The 16,226-nt window shown below is 72.2% G+C and carries 10 protein-coding genes; 4 read left to right on the top strand and 6 right to left on the bottom strand.

The features are described 5' to 3' along the window. Nucleotides 1-20: 20 nt before the first annotated feature. A complete protein-coding gene (locus tag ACEZDG_RS19220; RefSeq protein WP_380510919.1) occupies nt 21-4,187 on the bottom strand; it encodes a molybdopterin-dependent oxidoreductase in 4,167 nt (1,388 codons plus the stop codon). A 122-nt stretch (nt 4,188-4,309) separates the two neighbouring features. Next, nucleotides 4,310-5,503 carry a uroporphyrinogen-III synthase gene (locus ACEZDG_RS19215; RefSeq protein WP_380510916.1) on the bottom strand — a complete coding sequence of 398 codons (1,194 nt, stop codon included), beginning with the start codon at nt 5,501-5,503 and terminating at the stop codon, nt 4,310-4,312. Between the two features lie 238 nt (nt 5,504-5,741). Here ACEZDG_RS19215 and nirB point away from each other — a divergent pair, with 238 nt between their 5' ends. From nirB to ACEZDG_RS19200, 3 genes are all read left to right on the top strand, one after another. Continuing rightward, the gene (gene nirB / locus ACEZDG_RS19210) at nt 5,742-8,339 is read left to right on the top strand and encodes a nitrite reductase large subunit NirB (protein ID WP_380510913.1); all 2,598 of its coding nucleotides are present in this window, start codon (nt 5,742-5,744) and stop codon (nt 8,337-8,339) included. Between the two features lie 2 nt (nt 8,340-8,341). Further along, nucleotides 8,342-8,749 carry a nitrite reductase small subunit NirD gene (nirD, locus tag ACEZDG_RS19205; RefSeq protein WP_380510997.1) on the top strand — a complete coding sequence of 136 codons (408 nt, stop codon included), beginning with the start codon at nt 8,342-8,344 and terminating at the stop codon, nt 8,747-8,749. Nucleotides 8,750-8,843: 94 nt separating this feature from the next. Then, nucleotides 8,844-10,217, top strand: coding sequence for a nitrate/nitrite transporter (locus ACEZDG_RS19200; RefSeq protein ID WP_380510911.1), 1,374 nt, complete (start codon nt 8,844-8,846; stop codon nt 10,215-10,217). A gap of 7 nt (nt 10,218-10,224) precedes the next feature. Here ACEZDG_RS19200 and ACEZDG_RS19195 read toward each other — a convergent pair whose 3' ends face one another. After that, nucleotides 10,225-11,220: a ketopantoate reductase family protein gene (locus ACEZDG_RS19195; RefSeq protein ID WP_380510909.1), complete on the bottom strand. Its 996-nt coding sequence runs from the start codon at nt 11,218-11,220 to the stop codon at nt 10,225-10,227. A gap of 249 nt (nt 11,221-11,469) precedes the next feature. Here ACEZDG_RS19195 and ACEZDG_RS19190 point away from each other — a divergent pair, with 249 nt between their 5' ends. Next, entirely contained in the window at nt 11,470-13,224 is a 1,755-nt protein-coding gene (locus ACEZDG_RS19190; RefSeq protein WP_380510906.1) for a discoidin domain-containing protein, read from the top strand. 85 nt (nt 13,225-13,309) lie between these two features. Here the strand turns inward: ACEZDG_RS19190 and ACEZDG_RS19185 are convergent, their stop codons facing one another. The 3 genes from ACEZDG_RS19185 to ACEZDG_RS19175 are packed head-to-tail and all read right to left on the bottom strand — an operon-like array spanning nt 13,310 to nt 16,160. Beyond that, nucleotides 13,310-14,296, bottom strand: a complete 987-nt coding sequence (locus tag ACEZDG_RS19185) for an ABC transporter substrate-binding protein (RefSeq protein WP_380510903.1) — start codon at nt 14,294-14,296, stop codon at nt 13,310-13,312. 47 nt (nt 14,297-14,343) lie between these two features. Beyond that, on the bottom strand, nt 14,344-15,384 hold the full coding sequence (locus tag ACEZDG_RS19180) for an ABC transporter permease (RefSeq protein WP_380510900.1): 1,041 nt from the start codon (nt 15,382-15,384) through the stop codon (nt 14,344-14,346). Further along, the gene (locus tag ACEZDG_RS19175) at nt 15,384-16,160 is read right to left on the bottom strand and encodes an ATP-binding cassette domain-containing protein (RefSeq protein WP_380510897.1); all 777 of its coding nucleotides are present in this window, start codon (nt 16,158-16,160) and stop codon (nt 15,384-15,386) included. Before ACEZDG_RS19175 ends, ACEZDG_RS19180 begins: the two co-directional genes overlap by 1 nt. Nucleotides 16,161-16,226 lie beyond the last annotated feature (66 nt).

Genomic DNA, 16,226 nt, shown 5'->3' with positions numbered 1-16,226 from the left:
TGGGACGTATTGACGGAGGATCAGTAGACGTCGCGGACGTAGCGGCGGTCGGCGGCCAGCTGCTTGAGGTAGGCGGCGGCCCGGGCCTCGTCCAGGCCGCCGTGGGCGACCGCGATGTCGCGCAGGGCCCGGTCCACGTCGGTGGCCATCCGGGCCGCATCGCCGCAGACGTAGAAGTGGGCGCCGTCCTGCAGCCACTCCCAGAGCCGGAGGCCGTGCTCGCGCATCCGGTCCTGGACGTAGACCTTGGCCCGCTGGTCCCGGGAGAAGGCCAGGTCGAGCCGGTCGAGGTGGCCGGACCGCTGGAAGTCGGCGAGCTCCTCACGGTAGTAGAAGTCGGTCGCCTGCCGCTGCTCGCCGAAGAAGAGCCAGTTGCGGCCGGTGTCGCCACGGGCCCGGCGCTGCTCCAGGAAGCCGATGAAGGGGGCCACCCCGGTGCCGGGGCCGACCATCACCATCGGCGTCCTGGGGTCGGCCGGCGGACGGAAGCGGGGCGAGCGCCGGAGGAAGACCGGGACCGGCCCGTCGTCCGCCGCGTCGGCCAGGTAGCCGGAGCAGACCCCCGTCCGCGGCGCCCCGTCGTAACCGCTGTAGCGGACCACGGAGACGGTCAGCCGGACCTGGTCGGGGTGCACCAGCGGGCTGGAGGAGATCGAGTAGAGCCGCGGCTGCAGGGCGTTCAGCACCCCGGACCAGTCCGCCGCGGAGGCCCGGACCGGACGGGCCCGGATCAGGTCGACGGCCTGGCGGCCCCAGGCCCACTTGGCGAGCTCGCCCTTGTTGTCCGGGCGCAGCAGCTGCCGCAACTCCCGGTCCGCGCTACGGTCGGCGACGAAGCGGAGCAGGTCGGGGGTGATCCTGGCGATCTCGAAGCGGGTGCGCAGGGCCTCGCCCAGCGGAATGTCGCCGAGGCCCGGCACGGGGACCGGCCGGTCCGGGTCGAGGCCGGTGACGGACAGCCACTCCTCCACCAGGCGGCGGGAGTTGGCGGGCCACACGCCCAGCGCGTCACCGGCCTCGTAGCCGAGGTCGCCGAGGTCGCCGCCCCGGGTGTCGAAGGCGAACTGGCGCACCTCCTTGGCGGACCCGGGGAGGCTGAGCAGCCGGTTGCCGACCAGCAGGGTGGCGAAGGGGGACGTCTTGGTGTAGCCGCTCCCGCTCCTCGCGCGGACCGGGGCCGCCGCGGTCCCGGTGGTGCCGGCCGGCCCGGCCGGGCCGGCCAGTGCGGCCAGGACCTGGTCGAGCCACTGCTCGGCGGCCTGCTGGTAGGCGGGTTCGCAGTCGGTGCGCGGGGCCAGCCGGGTGGCGCCCAGCTCGCCGAGCCGCTGGTCGATCCGGCGGCCGTGGCCGCAGAAGTCGGCGTAGCTGGAGTCGCCGAGGGCGAGCACGGAGTAGCGCAGGCCGCTGACGGCGGCGTGGTCGCGGGCGGTGAGGGACTCCCAGAACGCGGTGCCGTTGTCGGGCGCCCCGCCGTCGCCGAAGGTGCTGGTGATGAAGAGGACGACGGTGCCCGGCGGCAGCGACTCCGGGCTGCAGTCGGCCATGTCGACCAGGCGCGGACGCCATCCCGCCTCGGACAGCCGCTGGGTGGCGGCTGCGGCGACCTCCTCGGCGTTGCCGGTCTGCGAGGCCCAGAGGACGAGCACCTCCCGTCCGTCCGCAGGGCCGGAACCGGCATCGGATCCGGTGCCAGCGGAGGCAACGGCCGCAGGGGCGGCTGCGGGGCCGGAGGCCGGTCCGGTCCGGGAGAAGAGGCCGGCCAGCAGGCCGTTGACCCAGACCGCCCGGTCCGGGGCGATCGGCGCCAGCGCCGGGAGCACCGGGACGGTCCCGGCCGGCGGGCTGCCGCCGAGGCCGGTGAGGAATCCCGACAGGTACTGGCGTTCCGCGCCGGTGAACTGCGGCGGCGCCGGTTCGCCGAGGCCCAGCAGGCCGCCGAGTTCGGCGGCGGGGCCCGACGCGGTCACCGCCTGGACCGGCGCGGCCACCCTGGTCAGCGACACCGCGCAGAACTTGAAGCCCGGCTGGAAGGAGATCGGGTCGACCGCGTCGCTGGTGACCGCGTTGACGCTCAGGTACTCGCCGAAGAGGTCGTTCCAGTGGAACGGCGCGAAGCAGTTGCCGGGGCGGACGCGATCGGTGATCACAACCGGGAGCACTGCTCTCCCCCGGCGGGAGGCGATCTCGACCTCGTCCCGTTCCACCAGGCCCAGCGCCGCCGCGTCGTCCGGATGGATCTCGACGAAGGGGCCGGGGCTGAGCTTGTTGAGCTTGGCGACCTTCCCGGTCTTGGTCATGGTGTGCCACTGGTGCTGCAGCCGCCCGGTGTTCAGCACAAAGGGGAAGTCGTCGTCCGGCAGTTCGGCCGGATCCAGGTGCGGCCGGGGGAAAAAGGCCGCGCGGCCGCTCGCGGTGGGGAAGGCCAGCCGCGGCCGGGTCCCGTCCGGGTGCTCGCGCAGGGCCTGGTGCACACCGTCGTTGAGGTAGCGGATCGGGTTGCGCCCGCTGTCCTCCGCCGTCGCGCTGGGCCACTGCACCGGCGCCCCGCGGAGCCGCTGGTAGCTCACTCCCCGCAGGTCGTAACCGGTCTTCGGGTTCCAGGCCCGCTTGATCTCCTCGAACACCTCCTCGGCACAGCTGTAGTCGAACGCCTCGGCGAAGCCCATCTCGCTCGCCACCCGGGCGATCAACTGCCAGTCCGGCAGCGCCTCGCCGGGCGGGTCCGCCGCCGGTTCGAGCAGGGTGAGGCTGCGCTCGGAGTTGACCATCACCCCCTCCGCCTCGGCCCACATGGTCGCGGGCAGGACCACATCGGCGTAGGCGTTGGTCTCGGTCTCGGCGAAGACGTCCTGGGTGACCACGAACTCGGCGGCCTCAAGACCGGCGATGACGGTCCGTCGGTTGGCCACCGAGGCCACCGGGTTGGTGCAGATGATCCAGCAGGCCTTGATCCCGCCCCCGGCCATCCGCTCGAACAGCTCCACCGTGCCCTGCCCGGCCTCGGCCCGCAGCGTCCCGGACGGCACTCCCCACAGCCGCTCGGTGAACGCGCGGTCCTCGGCGACCAGGGCGGTCCGCTGTCCGGGCAGGCCGGGTCCCATGTAGCCCATCTCCCGTCCGCCCATGGCGTTGGGCTGGCCGGTGAGCGAGAACGGGCCGCTGCCGGGACGGCCGATCGCCCCGGTCGCGAGGTGCAGATTGCACAGGGCGTTGGTGTTCCAGGTGCCGTGGGTGCTCTGGTTCAGCCCCATGGTCCAGCAGCTCATCCACTCCCCCGCCGCGCCGATCCACTCGGCGGCCCGGCGCAGGTCCGCCTCGGGGATGCCGGTGATCGCGGCCACCGCCTCCGGCGGGTAGTCGTCCAGGAAGTCCGGCATGGCCTCCCAGCCCTCGGTGCACTCGGCGATGAAGCCGGGGTCGGTGCGGCCGTCCCGTACCAGCAGGTGCAGCAGTCCGTTCAGCAGGGCCAGGTCGGTGCCGGGCCTCAGCTGCAGGAAGAGGTCGGCCCTGGCGGCGGTGGCGGTGCGCCTGGGGTCGACCACGATCAGCTTGGCGCCCGCCCTGACCCGCTCCATCATCCGCAGGAAGAGGATCGGGTGGCAGTCGGCCATATTGGCGCCGATGACAAAGAAGACGTCCGCGTGCTCGAAGTCCTGGTACGAGCCGGGCGGGCCGTCCGCGCCAAGCGACAGCTTGTAGCCGCTGCCCGCACTGGCCATGCACAGGCGGGAGTTGGACTCGATTTGGTTGGTCCCGACAAAGCCCTTGGCCAGTTTGTTCGCCAGGTACTGGGCCTCCAGCGTCATCTGGCCGGAGACGTAGAAGGACAGCGCGTCGGGCCCGTGGGCGTCGAGGATCTCCCGCAGCCGCCGGGCGGTCCTGGTGATCGCCGCGTCGGTGCCGGTCGGCTCGGGCGCCGCGCCGCGCTCCGCCCGCACCAGCGCGGTGTCCAGCCGGCCGCCCGCCGCGAGCAGGTCGGCGCTGGTGGCGCCCTTGGTGCAGAGCCGTCCGGCGTTGGCCGGGTGCGCCTTGTCCCCGGCGGCGCCGGTGACGGTGCGGCGGCCGGTGGCGGCGTCCGTGCTGACGTCCAGGACCAGGCCGCAGCCGACTCCGCAGTACGAGCAGACCGTCCTCACCTGGGTGGTCACCGGTGGCCCCTCTCTGGAACAGGTGGGCCGCTCCCACATGCAGTCCGCACCCTAGGAAGACCCCGTTGCGGCTGGATCACACCGGCCGACCACCGGCGGTTACATCCGGCTCACGGCCACCGGAACGGCCTGTGAACACCGCGGGCGCGCAGCTCAGGAGCTCAGGAGGTCAGCGCCAGCCGGTAGCCGCGCTTGGGCACGGTGTGCACCAGCCCGGCGTACGGGCCGAGCACCGCGCGCAGCCGGGCGACGGCGACCTCGACGGCGTGCTCGTCGGCGCTGCTGCCGACCCACACCCGGCGCAGCAGCTCGACCCGGCTGAGCACATGGCCCGGCCGGTCGGAGAGGGCGCGCAGCAGCGCGGCCTGGATCGGGGACAGCCAGAGGCACTCCCCGTCGACCAGCACGGCGCTGCCCTGCAGCACCAACTCGGCTTCGCCGAACCGCAGTCGGCGGTTCCCGCTGGGCAGCGTCTCGGCGATGGTGCGGACCATCGAGCCGAGCCGCCCCCGGTCCGGTTGCACCGCGTGGATCCCGTGCTCCTCCAGCGGCCGGGCGCAGACCGGGCCGACGCAGACCGGCAGCACTCCCCCGCCCGCGGCGCCGACCCGCATCGCGTCCAGCACCTCCCGGTGCAGTTCCTGGCTGCGGGCGGAGTCGAGGAAGCCGGTGATGGCGGGGGCGCTGGTGAAGGCGATCGCCTGGATCTCGCGGCGGACGGTCTGCTCGACCAGCCGCCGTACCGCTTCCGGGTCCTCGGGCGGTCCCCAGCGGTAGACCGGGACGGCGGTGACGTCCGCGCCGCGTTCGCGCAGCGCGGCCACGAAGGCGTCCAGCGGTGCGCCGTGCTCCTGCACCGCGATCCGGCGTCCGCGCAGGTCACGGGCAAGCAGCCAGGTGAGCAGGCCGTCGTTGGCCTCGCTCTCCGGCGAGAAGCTCTCGCCCAGGCCGCTGGCCCGGACCGCACCGGTGGCCTTGGGGCCGCGGCTGATCACCACCGCGTCCTGGCAGACCTCGGCCAGCCGCCGGCCGTGGCCCCAGCCGTCGGCGGCACTCATCCAGCCGCGCCAGCCGACGCCGGTGGTGGCGACCACGTAGTCGAGCGGGCCGGCCAGGCAGCGCTCGGTGGCCCGCCGCAGCGCGCTGTCGTCCTCCAGCGGGAGGATGCGTACCGTGGGTGCCTCGACGACGCGGGCTCCGCGCCGTTTGAGCATCGCGGTGAGCTCGTCGCGGCGGCGCGCGGCGGTCACGCCGACCGTGAATCCGGTGAGCGGGCCGAGCGGGATGTCGCCGCACGGGGCGTCCGGGGCGCGGGGCCCCGGCGGCCCGGTGTCGGATGTGTGACCAGTTGCCATGCTGTGAAGGCTCCAGCAGCGGCGTTACGCCCTCATTGCGCGGTGATCACACCGCCGTTAGCGGACGAGGCCACCGGTTACGCGAGATGTCCGGCAGGTCACCCGGGCCAGGGGCCGTTGTGAGGCACCTGTACCTCTGCGGCAACACCGGCGACCCGGACGCGTAACCGGGCCCGTTGACGCTGAGTGACATGGCTCGTACCCGTACCTCGCTCACCGCTCCCCGAGGAGTCCGCCGATGACCCCGCAGCACCTCGTCCTGGTCGGACACGGCATGGTCGGCCAGCGCTTCCTGGAGGCCCTGGCCGAGCACAGCCAGGGCACCCCGTGGCGGATCACCGTGCTCGCCGAGGAGCCGCGTCCGGCGTACGACCGGGTGCATCTGACCTCCTGGTTCTCCGGCACCGGGGCGGACGAGCTGTCGCTCTGCTCCGCCGGGTTCCTGGACGGGCTGCGGGAGGCGGGGCACAGCCTGGAGCTGTGCCTCGGCGACCCGGCCACCGCGGTGGACCGCTCCGCCCGCACGGTCGCCACCCGGTCCGGCCGCAGCATCGGCTACGACGTCCTGGTGCTGGCCACCGGCTCGTACCCGTTCGTTCCGCCGATCCCCGGGCACGACGCCGAGGGCTGCCACGTCTACCGCACCATCGAGGACCTGGAGGCGATCAGGGACCGGGCCGCCGGAGCCTCGGTCGGCGCGGTGGTCGGCGGCGGGCTGCTCGGCCTGGAGGCGGCGGGCGCGCTGCGGGCGCTGGGCCTGGAGACCCATGTGGTGGAGTTCGCGCCCCGGCTGATGGCGCTTCAGGTGGACCAGGGCGGCGGCGAGATGCTGCGCCGGAAGATCGAGGAACTGGACGTGGTGGTGCACACCGGCGCCGCGACCGAGCGGATCGACACCGGCCCGGACGGCTCGGCGCGGACCATGACCCTCTCCGACGGCACCGTGCTGGACGTCGGCCTGGTGGTCTTCTCGGCCGGGATCCGGCCCCGGGACCAGCTGGCCCGCGACTGCGGCCTGCCGGTCGGCGAGCGCGGCGGGATCGTGGTGGACCAGCGCTGCCGCACCGCCGACCCTCACGTCTGGGCCATCGGCGAATGCGCCCTGGCCGCCGACGGCCGGGTCTACGGCCTGGTCGCGCCCGGCTATGCGATGGCCGAGGCGGCGGCCAAGGACCTCAGCGGCGGTCTCGGCAGCTTCACCGGCGCCGACACCTCCACCAAGCTGAAGCTGCTCGGCGTGGACGTGGCCAGCTTCGGCGACGCCCACGGCAGCGGCGCGGGCGCGCTGGACGTCGTCTACACCAGCGGCCGGTCCGGGATCTACCGCAAGCTGGTGGTCGGCCCGGACGGCCGGCTGCTCGGCGGGGTCCTGGTCGGCGACACCGAGTCCTACGACGTGCTGCGCCCGCTGGCGCTCAGCGGGGCCGCGCTGCCGGCCAGCCCCGAGCAGCTGGTGCTGCCGGCCGGGCTCGGTGCGCCGATCGGCCCGCTGGCGCTGCCGGACCAGGCCGTGGTCTGCTCCTGCCACAACGTCACCAAGGCGGTGATCGCCGGGGCGGTGCGCGACAGCGGCTGCGGCACCGTGCCCGAGGTGAAGAAGTGCACCAGGGCCGGTACCGGCTGCGGCAGTTGTGTGAAGCTGGTCGAGAACATCGTCAAGGAGGAACTGGCCGCGGCCGGGGTCGAGGTCGAACAGGGCCTCTGCGAGCACTTCGCCCACACCAGGACCGAGCTGTACGAGATCGTCCGGGTCAAGGGCATCAGCAGCTTCTCCCGGCTGCTGGACGAGCACGGCAGCGGCGAGGGCTGCGAGGTCTGCAAGCCGGTGGCCGCCTCCATCCTGGCCAGCCTGGACCGCGGGCACATCCTGGACGGCGAGCAGGGCGCGCTGCAGGACACCAACGACCACCACCTCGGCAACCTCCAGCGCAACGGCTCCTACTCGGTGGTGCCGCGGATCCCCGGCGGCGAGATCACCCCGGACGGGCTGATCACCATCGGCGAGATCGCCCGCGACTTCGGCCTGTACACCAAGATCACCGGCGGCCAGCGGATCGACCTGCTCGGCGCCCGGGTGGACCAGCTGCCGCTGATCTGGACCCGGCTCGTGGACGCCGGATTCGAGTCGGGCCACGCCTACGGAAAGGCCCTACGCACCGTCAAGTCCTGTGTGGGCGAGACCTGGTGCCGCTACGGGGTGCAGGACTCGGTGGCCCTCGCCATCGAGTTGGAGCTTCGCTACCGGGGTCTGCGCGCACCGCACAAGCTCAAGTCGGCGGTCTCCGGCTGCGCCAGGGAGTGCGCGGAGGCGCAGAGCAAGGACTTCGGCATCATCGCCACCGCCGAGGGCTGGAACCTCTACGTGGGCGGCAACGGCGGGATGACGCCCCGTCATGCCGAGCTGCTGGCCAAGGACCTGGACCACGACACGCTGATCCGCACCATCGACCGCTTCCTGATGTTCTACATCCGCACCGCCGACCGGCTGGAGCGCACCGCTCCCTGGCTGGCCCGGCTGGAGGGCGGCCTGGACCACCTGCGGGCGGTGCTGCTGGAGGACTCGCTCGGCATCTGCGCCGACCTGGACGAGCTGATGGCCCGTCATGTCGAGACCTACCAGGACGAATGGGCTGCCACCCTGGCCGACCCGGAGCGGCTGAGCCGCTTCGTCTCCTTCGCCAACGCCCCGGGCACCCCCGACCCCACCGTGCGCTTCGTTCCCGAGCGCGACCAGATCCGTCCGGCCCGTCCGGACGAGGACGGCCACACCCTGCCCTCGGCAGCAACCGCCGCGCCGCTGATCGCCGGCGCCTCCCTGGAGGTACGCACCCGATGACCCTGACCACGACCGAGCGGCCGACCCGGCAGCACACGGCCGCCCGGATCGAGATCCACGACGGCGAGCACTGGGTGCCGGTCTGCGACCTGGACCGGTTGCAACCCGGCCGCGGCGTGGCCCTGCTGCTGGGCGGCGAGCAGGTCGCCGCCTTCCGGGACCGGGCCGGCACCCTCTACGCCCTGGACAACCGCGACCCGTTCAGCGGCGCCTATGTGCTCTCCCGCGGCCTGATCGGCAGCCGGGGCCCGGTGCCGGTGCTGATCTCCCCGATGTACAAACAGGCCTTCGACCTGCGCAACGGGGTCTGCCTGGACGAGGACTTCGCGCCCGACGGCAGCAGTTCCACCCTGCGCACCTGGCCGATCAGGTCCTCACACGACCCGGCGGCGGACGTGCGCAAGCCGTAGCGCCCCGGTGTCCGCACCGAACGGGAGGCGAAATCTCGGCTCCCTAGCGTGAGTTGTCGTCAGCACCGCATCCCCCCACCTGAGGCAGGCCCGTATGAGCGCGACAGTCCACGACCCGGCCACGGCGGCCACCGCCCCACCCCGCCCGCGGTCCCGCAGTATCGCTGAGTGGCAGCCCGAGGACCCGGCCTTCTGGGAGCGCACCGGAGCCGCCGTGGCCCGGCGCAACCTGGTGTTCTCGGTGCTCTCCGAGCACATCGGCTTCTCGGTGTGGAGCCTGTGGTCGGTGCTGGTGCTCTTCCTCGGGCCGCAGTACCACATCGACGCCGCCGGGAAGTTCCTGCTCACCGCGGTCCCCACCGCGGTCGGCTCGGTGCTGCGGCTGCCCTACACCACCGCCGTGGGCCGCTTCGGCGGACGCAACTGGACCATCGTCAGCGCCCTGCTGCTGCTGGTCCCGACCGTGCTCGCCGGGATCCTGCTCAAGCCCGGCGTCTCCTACGGCACCCTGCTGCTGCTGGCGGCGGTGGCCGGGGTGGGCGGGGGCAACTTCGCCTCCTCGATGGCCAATATCAACGCCTTCTACCCGCAGCGGCTCAAGGGCTGGGCGCTGGGCATCAACGCCGGCGGCGGCAACCTCGGCGTCGCCGCCGTGCAACTCGTCGGCCTGCTGGTGCTGGCCACCGCCGGAGCCGCCCACCCCCGGCTGCTGCCGCTGGTGTACCTGCCGCTGATCGTGCTGGCGGCACTGGGCGCGGCGCTGCGGATGGACAACTTCGAGGCCCCGCCGAACCGCAGGCACGCGCTGCGCGACATCTGCCGCGAACCGCACACCTGGGTGATGTCGGTGCTGTACGTGGGCACCTTCGGCTCGTTCATCGGCTTCGGCTTCGCCTTCGGCCAGGTGCTGCAGGTGCAGTTCCACGACCAGTTCGACACCCCGATCAAGGCCGCCTATCTGACCTTCCTCGGCCCACTGCTCGGCTCACTGGTCCGCCCGGTCGGCGGCAGGATGGCCGACCGCTGGGGCGGGGCGACGGTGACCTGCTGGAACTTCGCCGCGATGGCGGTCGGCGCGGGGGTGGTGCTGACCGCCTCGGAGCAGCACTCACTACCGCTGTTCGTGGCCGGCTTCATCGCCCTGTTCGTCTTCAGCGGCATCGGCAACGGCTCCACCTACAAGATGATCCCGGCCGTGTTCCAGGCCAAGGCCCGGGCCGCGGTGCTGGGCGGCGCCGACCCGGCCGAGGCCGAACGCACCTCGCAGCGGAGTGCCACCGCGCTGATCGGCGTCGCCGGGGCGATCGGCGCCTTCGGCGGGGTGCTGGTCAACCTCGCCATCCGGCAGTCCTTCCTCAGCGCCCACAACGGCAACGCGGCCTACCTGGCCTTCCTGCTCAGCTACGCCTTCTGCCTGGCGCTGACCTGGGTCGTCTACCGCCGGGGGCAGTCCGGCACGGCGGCCTGACGCCGGTTCAGAGCGCGAGCAGCGCGGCCAGGTCCGCCGCCGGGAGGCTTCCCGGTGCGCGGCCCTGGCGCGCGTACGCGGTGGCCAGGCGCTGCAGCGCCTCGTTCAGCGGGGCCGGCACCCCGTGCTGCCGGGCCAGCAGCACGATCTCGCCGTTGAGGTAGTCCGCCTCGATCGATCCGGTGCCCCGGGCCAGACTCTGCCAGGAGGAGCTGCCGCCGCGCTCCACCCCGTCCAGCGGCACCGCCCGGATCAGCTCGCCGCGGCGCTCCAACTGCTCGGGGATACCGGCGTAGTCGATCCCGGCGGCGGTCAGTACCGCTTCGCCCTCGGCCCTGACCCGGCGCGCGAGCTCCGCCCCCGGCCCGTCCGGGTGCGACCCGGCCAGGGCGTCCACGGAGTTGGCCAGATTGCCGAGCAGCTTGCCGTACTTCCAGCGCATCACGTCCTCGTCGACCGGGGCCTGGAACCGCGACTTCTCCAGGTCGGCCGAGATCTCCCGGGCGGTCCGGTCGCTCCCGCGCGGATAGCGGCCCAGGGTGAGGATGCCGGAGAACGGGGCACCGGGGACGGCCACCCGGCCGGGTTCCAGATGGGTGGCGGGCATCCACACCGACATCCCGTGGACCTGCCGGAACCGGCGCAGGGCGAGCCGCTCGTTCTCCACCCCGTTCTGCGCGCAGACCAGCGGCAGCAGCTCGTCCGAGGTTCCGCCGCCGGTGACCGGCAGGCCCGCCCAGGTGTCCAGGACCCCGGCGGTGTGCTGGGACTTGACCGCCAGCAACAGCACGTCCTCCGGGGTCAGCCGCAGCTCCTCGGGCCCGCCGGCGGCCGGGACCGGCAGCGTCCTGGTGCCCTCGGGTGTGCTCAACCGCAGCCCGCCCTCGCGCAGCGCGGCGAGGTGCGGGCCGCGGGCGACCAGCACCACCTCGTGCCCGTTCTCGTGCAGCCGCCCGCCGATGCCGCCGCCGATCGCCCCTGCTCCGATGATGATGTAGCGCATGGGCCGAGCCTCGCACAGCAGCCCTCGCGGGCGCAGCCCCGCCCCTCCCGGTTCCGGGACCGGACTCTTGGTCAGATCCGTTGACAGCAAGGAGTCAAGAGCGTAGACATCATTCGCTGAGAGCGCTCTCACACTTGCATGTCCAGCTCCGCGCGGCCCTCCACCCACGGTCAGGAGACCCTCGTGTCCAGCAGTCATACCCCTTTACTGACGTTCCGACAGCCCGACCACCACGCCAGGCGCCGGTCCTTGCTGATCGTCGTCCTGGTCGGCGCGCTGCTCGCGGCGCTCGCCCTGGTGGTCACCCAGTCCCCGGCGGGAGCGGCCAGCACGCTGCTCTCGCAGGGCAAGCCCGCCACCGCCTCGTCCACTGAGAACGCGACCTTCCCGGCCTCCGCCGCGGTCGACGGCGACACCGGCACCCGCTGGTCCAGCGCCTTCAGCGACCCGCAGTGGATCCAGGTGGACCTCGGCGCCAGCGCGTCCATCAGCCAGGTCGTGCTGCAGTGGGAGGCGGCCTACGCCACCGGCTTCCAGATCCAGGTCTCCGACACCGGCACCGGCGGCTGGACCAACATCTACTCCACCACCACCGGAACCGGCGGCACCCAGACCCTCAATGTCACCGGCACCGGACGCTACGTCAGGATGAACGGCACCGCCCGGGCCACCGCCTACGGCTACTCGCTGTGGGAGTTCCAGGTCTACGGCACGGTGGGCGGCACCACGCCCGGTACCTGCGGCACCACCAACGCCGCGCTGAACCATACCGCCACCGCCTCCTCCACCGAGAACGCCGGCACCCCGGCGAGCGCGGCGTTCGACGGCAACACCGGCACCCGCTGGTCCAGCGCCTTCAGCGACCCGCAGTGGGTCCAGGTGGACCTCGGCTCCAGCCAGAGCATCTGCCAGGTGGTCCTGCAGTGGGAGGCCGCCTACGCGAGCAGCTTCCAGATCCAGGTCTCCGACACCGGCACCGGCGGGTGGACCAACATCTACTCCACCACCACCGGAACCGGCGGTACCCAGACCCTCAACACCACCGGCACCGGACGCTACATCCGGATGAACGGCACCGCCCGCGGGACCGCCTACGGCTACTCGCTGTGGGAGTTCCAGGTGCACACCGGCACCTCGGGCCCGACCACCAGCGCCAGCGCGACCGCGACGGCCAGCTCCGACCCCAACGGCTTCTGGGGCGACACCAGCACCATCCCGGCCGCGCAGAACGTGGTCGAGGTCAAGATCCTCAACCGCACCAACGGCAAGTACCCGGACAGCCAGGTGTACTGGAGCTTCAACGGCCAGACCCACTCCATCGCCGACCAGCCCTACCTGGACATGCCCGCCAACTCGGCCGGCCGGATGTACTTCTACCTCGGCTCGCCGACCAGTCTGTACTACGACTTCATCGAGTTCACCGTCGGCGCCAACGTCTTCAACGGCAACACCACCCGGGTGGACGCCTTCGGCCTGAAGCTCGCGATGCGGCTGCACGCCAAGGACGGCTACGACGTCCAGGTCGGCGAGAACCAGTCGACCTTCGCCGAGGACCGCGCGGTCACCTTCCAGCGGTTCATCAACGCCGTGCCGCAGCCGTTCCAGGTGCTGGCACAGACCCAGGCGCCGTACCGGATCATCGCCCCCGGCAGCGACCCCAGCTTCCGGACCGGCGGCGTCAACGCCAACTACTTCACCTCCTACGCCAGCACGATCGGCATCAACGCCCCGACCTCGGACATCTTCGGATGCGCCGGCGTCCTGGCCAACGACCCCAACGACTGCGCGGCGCTGAACCGCCACGTGGCCGGTCTCACCGCGGCCCAGCAGGCCGACCCGACCCAGTACTACAAGGCTGCCCCGGCCAACTACTACGCGAAGTTCTGGCACGACAACGACATCAACAACCTCGCCTACGGCTTCCCGTACGACGACGTGGCCGGCCAGTCCTCGTTCATCTCGCACAGCGACCCGCAGTGGCTGGAGGTGGCCGTGGGCTGGTAGCCCCCGCAGCCGGTCCCGGTGACCGCACCGGCCCCGGCCGGGCCCGCCCCCCTCGTGGGCGGAGCCCGGCCGGGGCCGGCCCGCGTCAGCAGCCGCCCTTGTAGAGGTACTTGGCCACGGCGGGGTCATTGATGTTCTGCGCGGTGATGGCGACCATGGTGGTACCGATCGACGCGGTGACCGGCTTGCCGTTGAACGCGTCCACCAGCTGGTCCACCGCCTGGGTGCCGATCGCGGCCGGGTCCTGGGCCACCAGCACCTGGATGGTGTTCGCCTTGAGCGCGGTCACCTCGTCCGGCTCGGCGTCGAAGGCGACCACCTTGACCGCGCCCTCCTTGTTCGCCTGCTTGAGCCCGGTGGCGATGCCCTGCGCGGTGTTGGTGTTCCCGGCGAAGACCCCGCCCAGGTCCGGGTGGGCGGCCAGGGTGGACTGGATCTGCGAGGCCGCCGTGGCCGGCAGGTCGTTGTCGTAGAGGGTCGGAATCACCTTGATGTTCGGGTACTTCGCCATCTCCTGGGTGAAGCCCTTGATCCGGTCGTCGGTGGTGGAGACGCCCGGCTTGACGCTGATCACGATCACCGAGCCCTTCTCGCCCATCTCCTTGGCCAGCGCGTCCGCCGCGACCTGACCGCCCTTCACATTGTCGGAGGAGATCCGGGTGATGCCGATCGAGGGGTCGGTGACCGAGGTGTCGACCAGGGCGACCTTGGTGCCGGAGGACTGGATCTGCTTCAGCGAGGGGGTCAGCGCCGCGGTGTCGACCGGCGAGATCATCAGCCCGGACGGCTTGGCCGCGCCCACCGAGTCGATCAGCGGCTTCTGCACCGAGACGTCCCACTGGGCCGAGCCGTCGGCCTTGAAGGAGACCCCCTTGGCCTTGGCCTCGGCCTGGGCCGCGCAGGTCATGGTGATGTAGAACGGGTCGCTCTTCACCCCGGTGATCAGGGTGATGCTCTTACCGGCCGTACCGGAGCCGCCGCCCGAGCCGCCCGAGCCGGAACTGCCGCACCCCGCCAGCGCGAGCGGCACCACAACACCGAGTACCAGTCCTGCTCTTGCCGTCGTCCTCATGGTTCGTTCCCTTCGTCCAGGTGTCCGTGTCCAGGTGTCCGGGCGGGTCAGATCCGCTCGCGTCCTTGCTTTCTGATCTGGTCCAGGTAGACCGCACCGACCAGCACCGCCCCCACCGCCACGTCCTGCCAGTACTGCTGGACGCCGACGACGATCAGCCCGGTGGTCAGCACCGCCGGGATGAACACGCCGATCACGGTGCCGAGCACCGAGCCGCGCCCGCCGAACAGGCTGGTGCCGCCCAGCACCACGGCAGTGATGACCTTGAGGTTGTCCGTGGAGTGCCCGGCGATCGAGGTGGTCCCGTACGAGGCCAGCCACATCACCGCGCCGAGCCCGGCCAGCAGCCCCATCAGGGCGTAGACCTTCACCAGGTGCCGGCCGACCGGGATGCCGGCCCGGCGCGCGGCGGCCGGGTTGGAGCCGATGGCGAAGGTGTGCACACCGAACCTGGTGCCGCCGAGCAGCAGCCCGAACACCACGGTGACCACGGCGGCCAGCACCACCAGCCAGGGGATGCCCAGCACCTTCCCGTAGCCCAGGCTGTTCTGCAGATGCGCCGCCACCGCCCCGGACGGGTCCTGTCCGCCGGTGGCGATCTCGGCCAGGCCCAGCGCGGCGCCGAGCCCGCCCAGGGTGACGATCAGCGCCGGGATCTTCCCGGTGGCGACCAGGGCGCCCTGCAGCGCGCCCCAGGCCGTGCCCACCGCCAGCGCGATCACGATGCAGACGGCGACGGTGCCCCAGCCGGCGCCGGCCGCGCCGTGGTGGATGTTGTACTCACCGGCCGCCACCGCCGCCAGCACCAGCACCGAGCCGATCGACAGGTCGATCCCGGCCGTGATGATCACATAGGTCATCCCCACCCCGAGCACCAGGTAGATCGCGGCGTTGACGGCGATCTGGGTGATGTCGTAGACGGTGAAGAACTTGCCCGGCGCGGAGATCGAGAAGTAGGCGACCAGCGCCACCAGGATGGCGAAGGTCCACGCCTCGTTGCGGCGCAGCACCCGCCGGGCCCAGTCCGGCAGTCGGCGCGAGGAGTCCTTCGCGGCCGGGACGGTGGTCTGCTCCTCCACGGAGGTCATCAGGCGCTCCTCTGCTCGTCCAGCGACCCGGTCATGGCGCCGACCAGCTCCTCGATCGAGGTGTCCGCCGCCGTGAACGAGGCCACCCTGCGGCCCAGCCGCAGCACTTCGACCCGGTCCGCCACCGACAGCACCTCCGGCATGTTGTGGCTGATCAGCACCACGCTGACGCCCCGGTCCCGGACCCGGCGCACGGTGTCGAGCACCCGGCCGCGCTGCACCACGCCCAGCGCGGCGGTCGGTTCGTCCATGAAGATCACCTTGTCGGCGAAGGCCACCGCCCTCGCCACCGCCACCGACTGCCGCTGCCCGCCGGAGAGCGAGCCGATCGGGGCGTCCACGTCCAGCAGGGTCACCCCGAGCTCGGCGAACGCCTGGACCGCCGCCTTCCGCATGGCGGGGCGGTCCAGGACGTGGAACGGGCGCAGCAGCCCGCCCCGGAACAACTCCCGGCCCAGGTAGAGGTTGGCCGCGGCGTCCAGGTGCGGGGCCAGCGAGAGGTCCTGGTAGACCGTCTCCACCCCGTGCCGCTGGGCGGCCATCGGCCCGTCGAAGCTGACCGGCACCCCGTCGATGGTGATCTCGCCGCCGTCCGGCGCAACCACCCCCGACAGCACGTTCACCAGCGTCGACTTGCCCGCACCGTTGTCGCCGATCAGCGCGACCACCTCGCCCGCATAGGCGGTGAAGTCCGCCCCCTGCAACGCCTGGACCTGCCCGAACCGCTTCACCACCGCACGGGCCGCGAGCAGCGGCTCGCGTTCCGGTATCGGCATCCTTGCCATCCCATCGGTGTCTGATTCGCTTGGTATCGTTAACAGCGCTCCGATGGTCAACCCTGA

Origin of the sequence: Streptacidiphilus alkalitolerans (assembly GCF_042511045.1) — a bacterium.
In the GTDB taxonomy this organism is placed as follows: domain Bacteria; phylum Actinomycetota; class Actinomycetes; order Streptomycetales; family Streptomycetaceae; genus Streptacidiphilus; species Streptacidiphilus alkalitolerans.
Note: the sequence above shows the minus strand (reverse complement) of the source record. Positions and strands in the feature narration are given on the sequence as shown.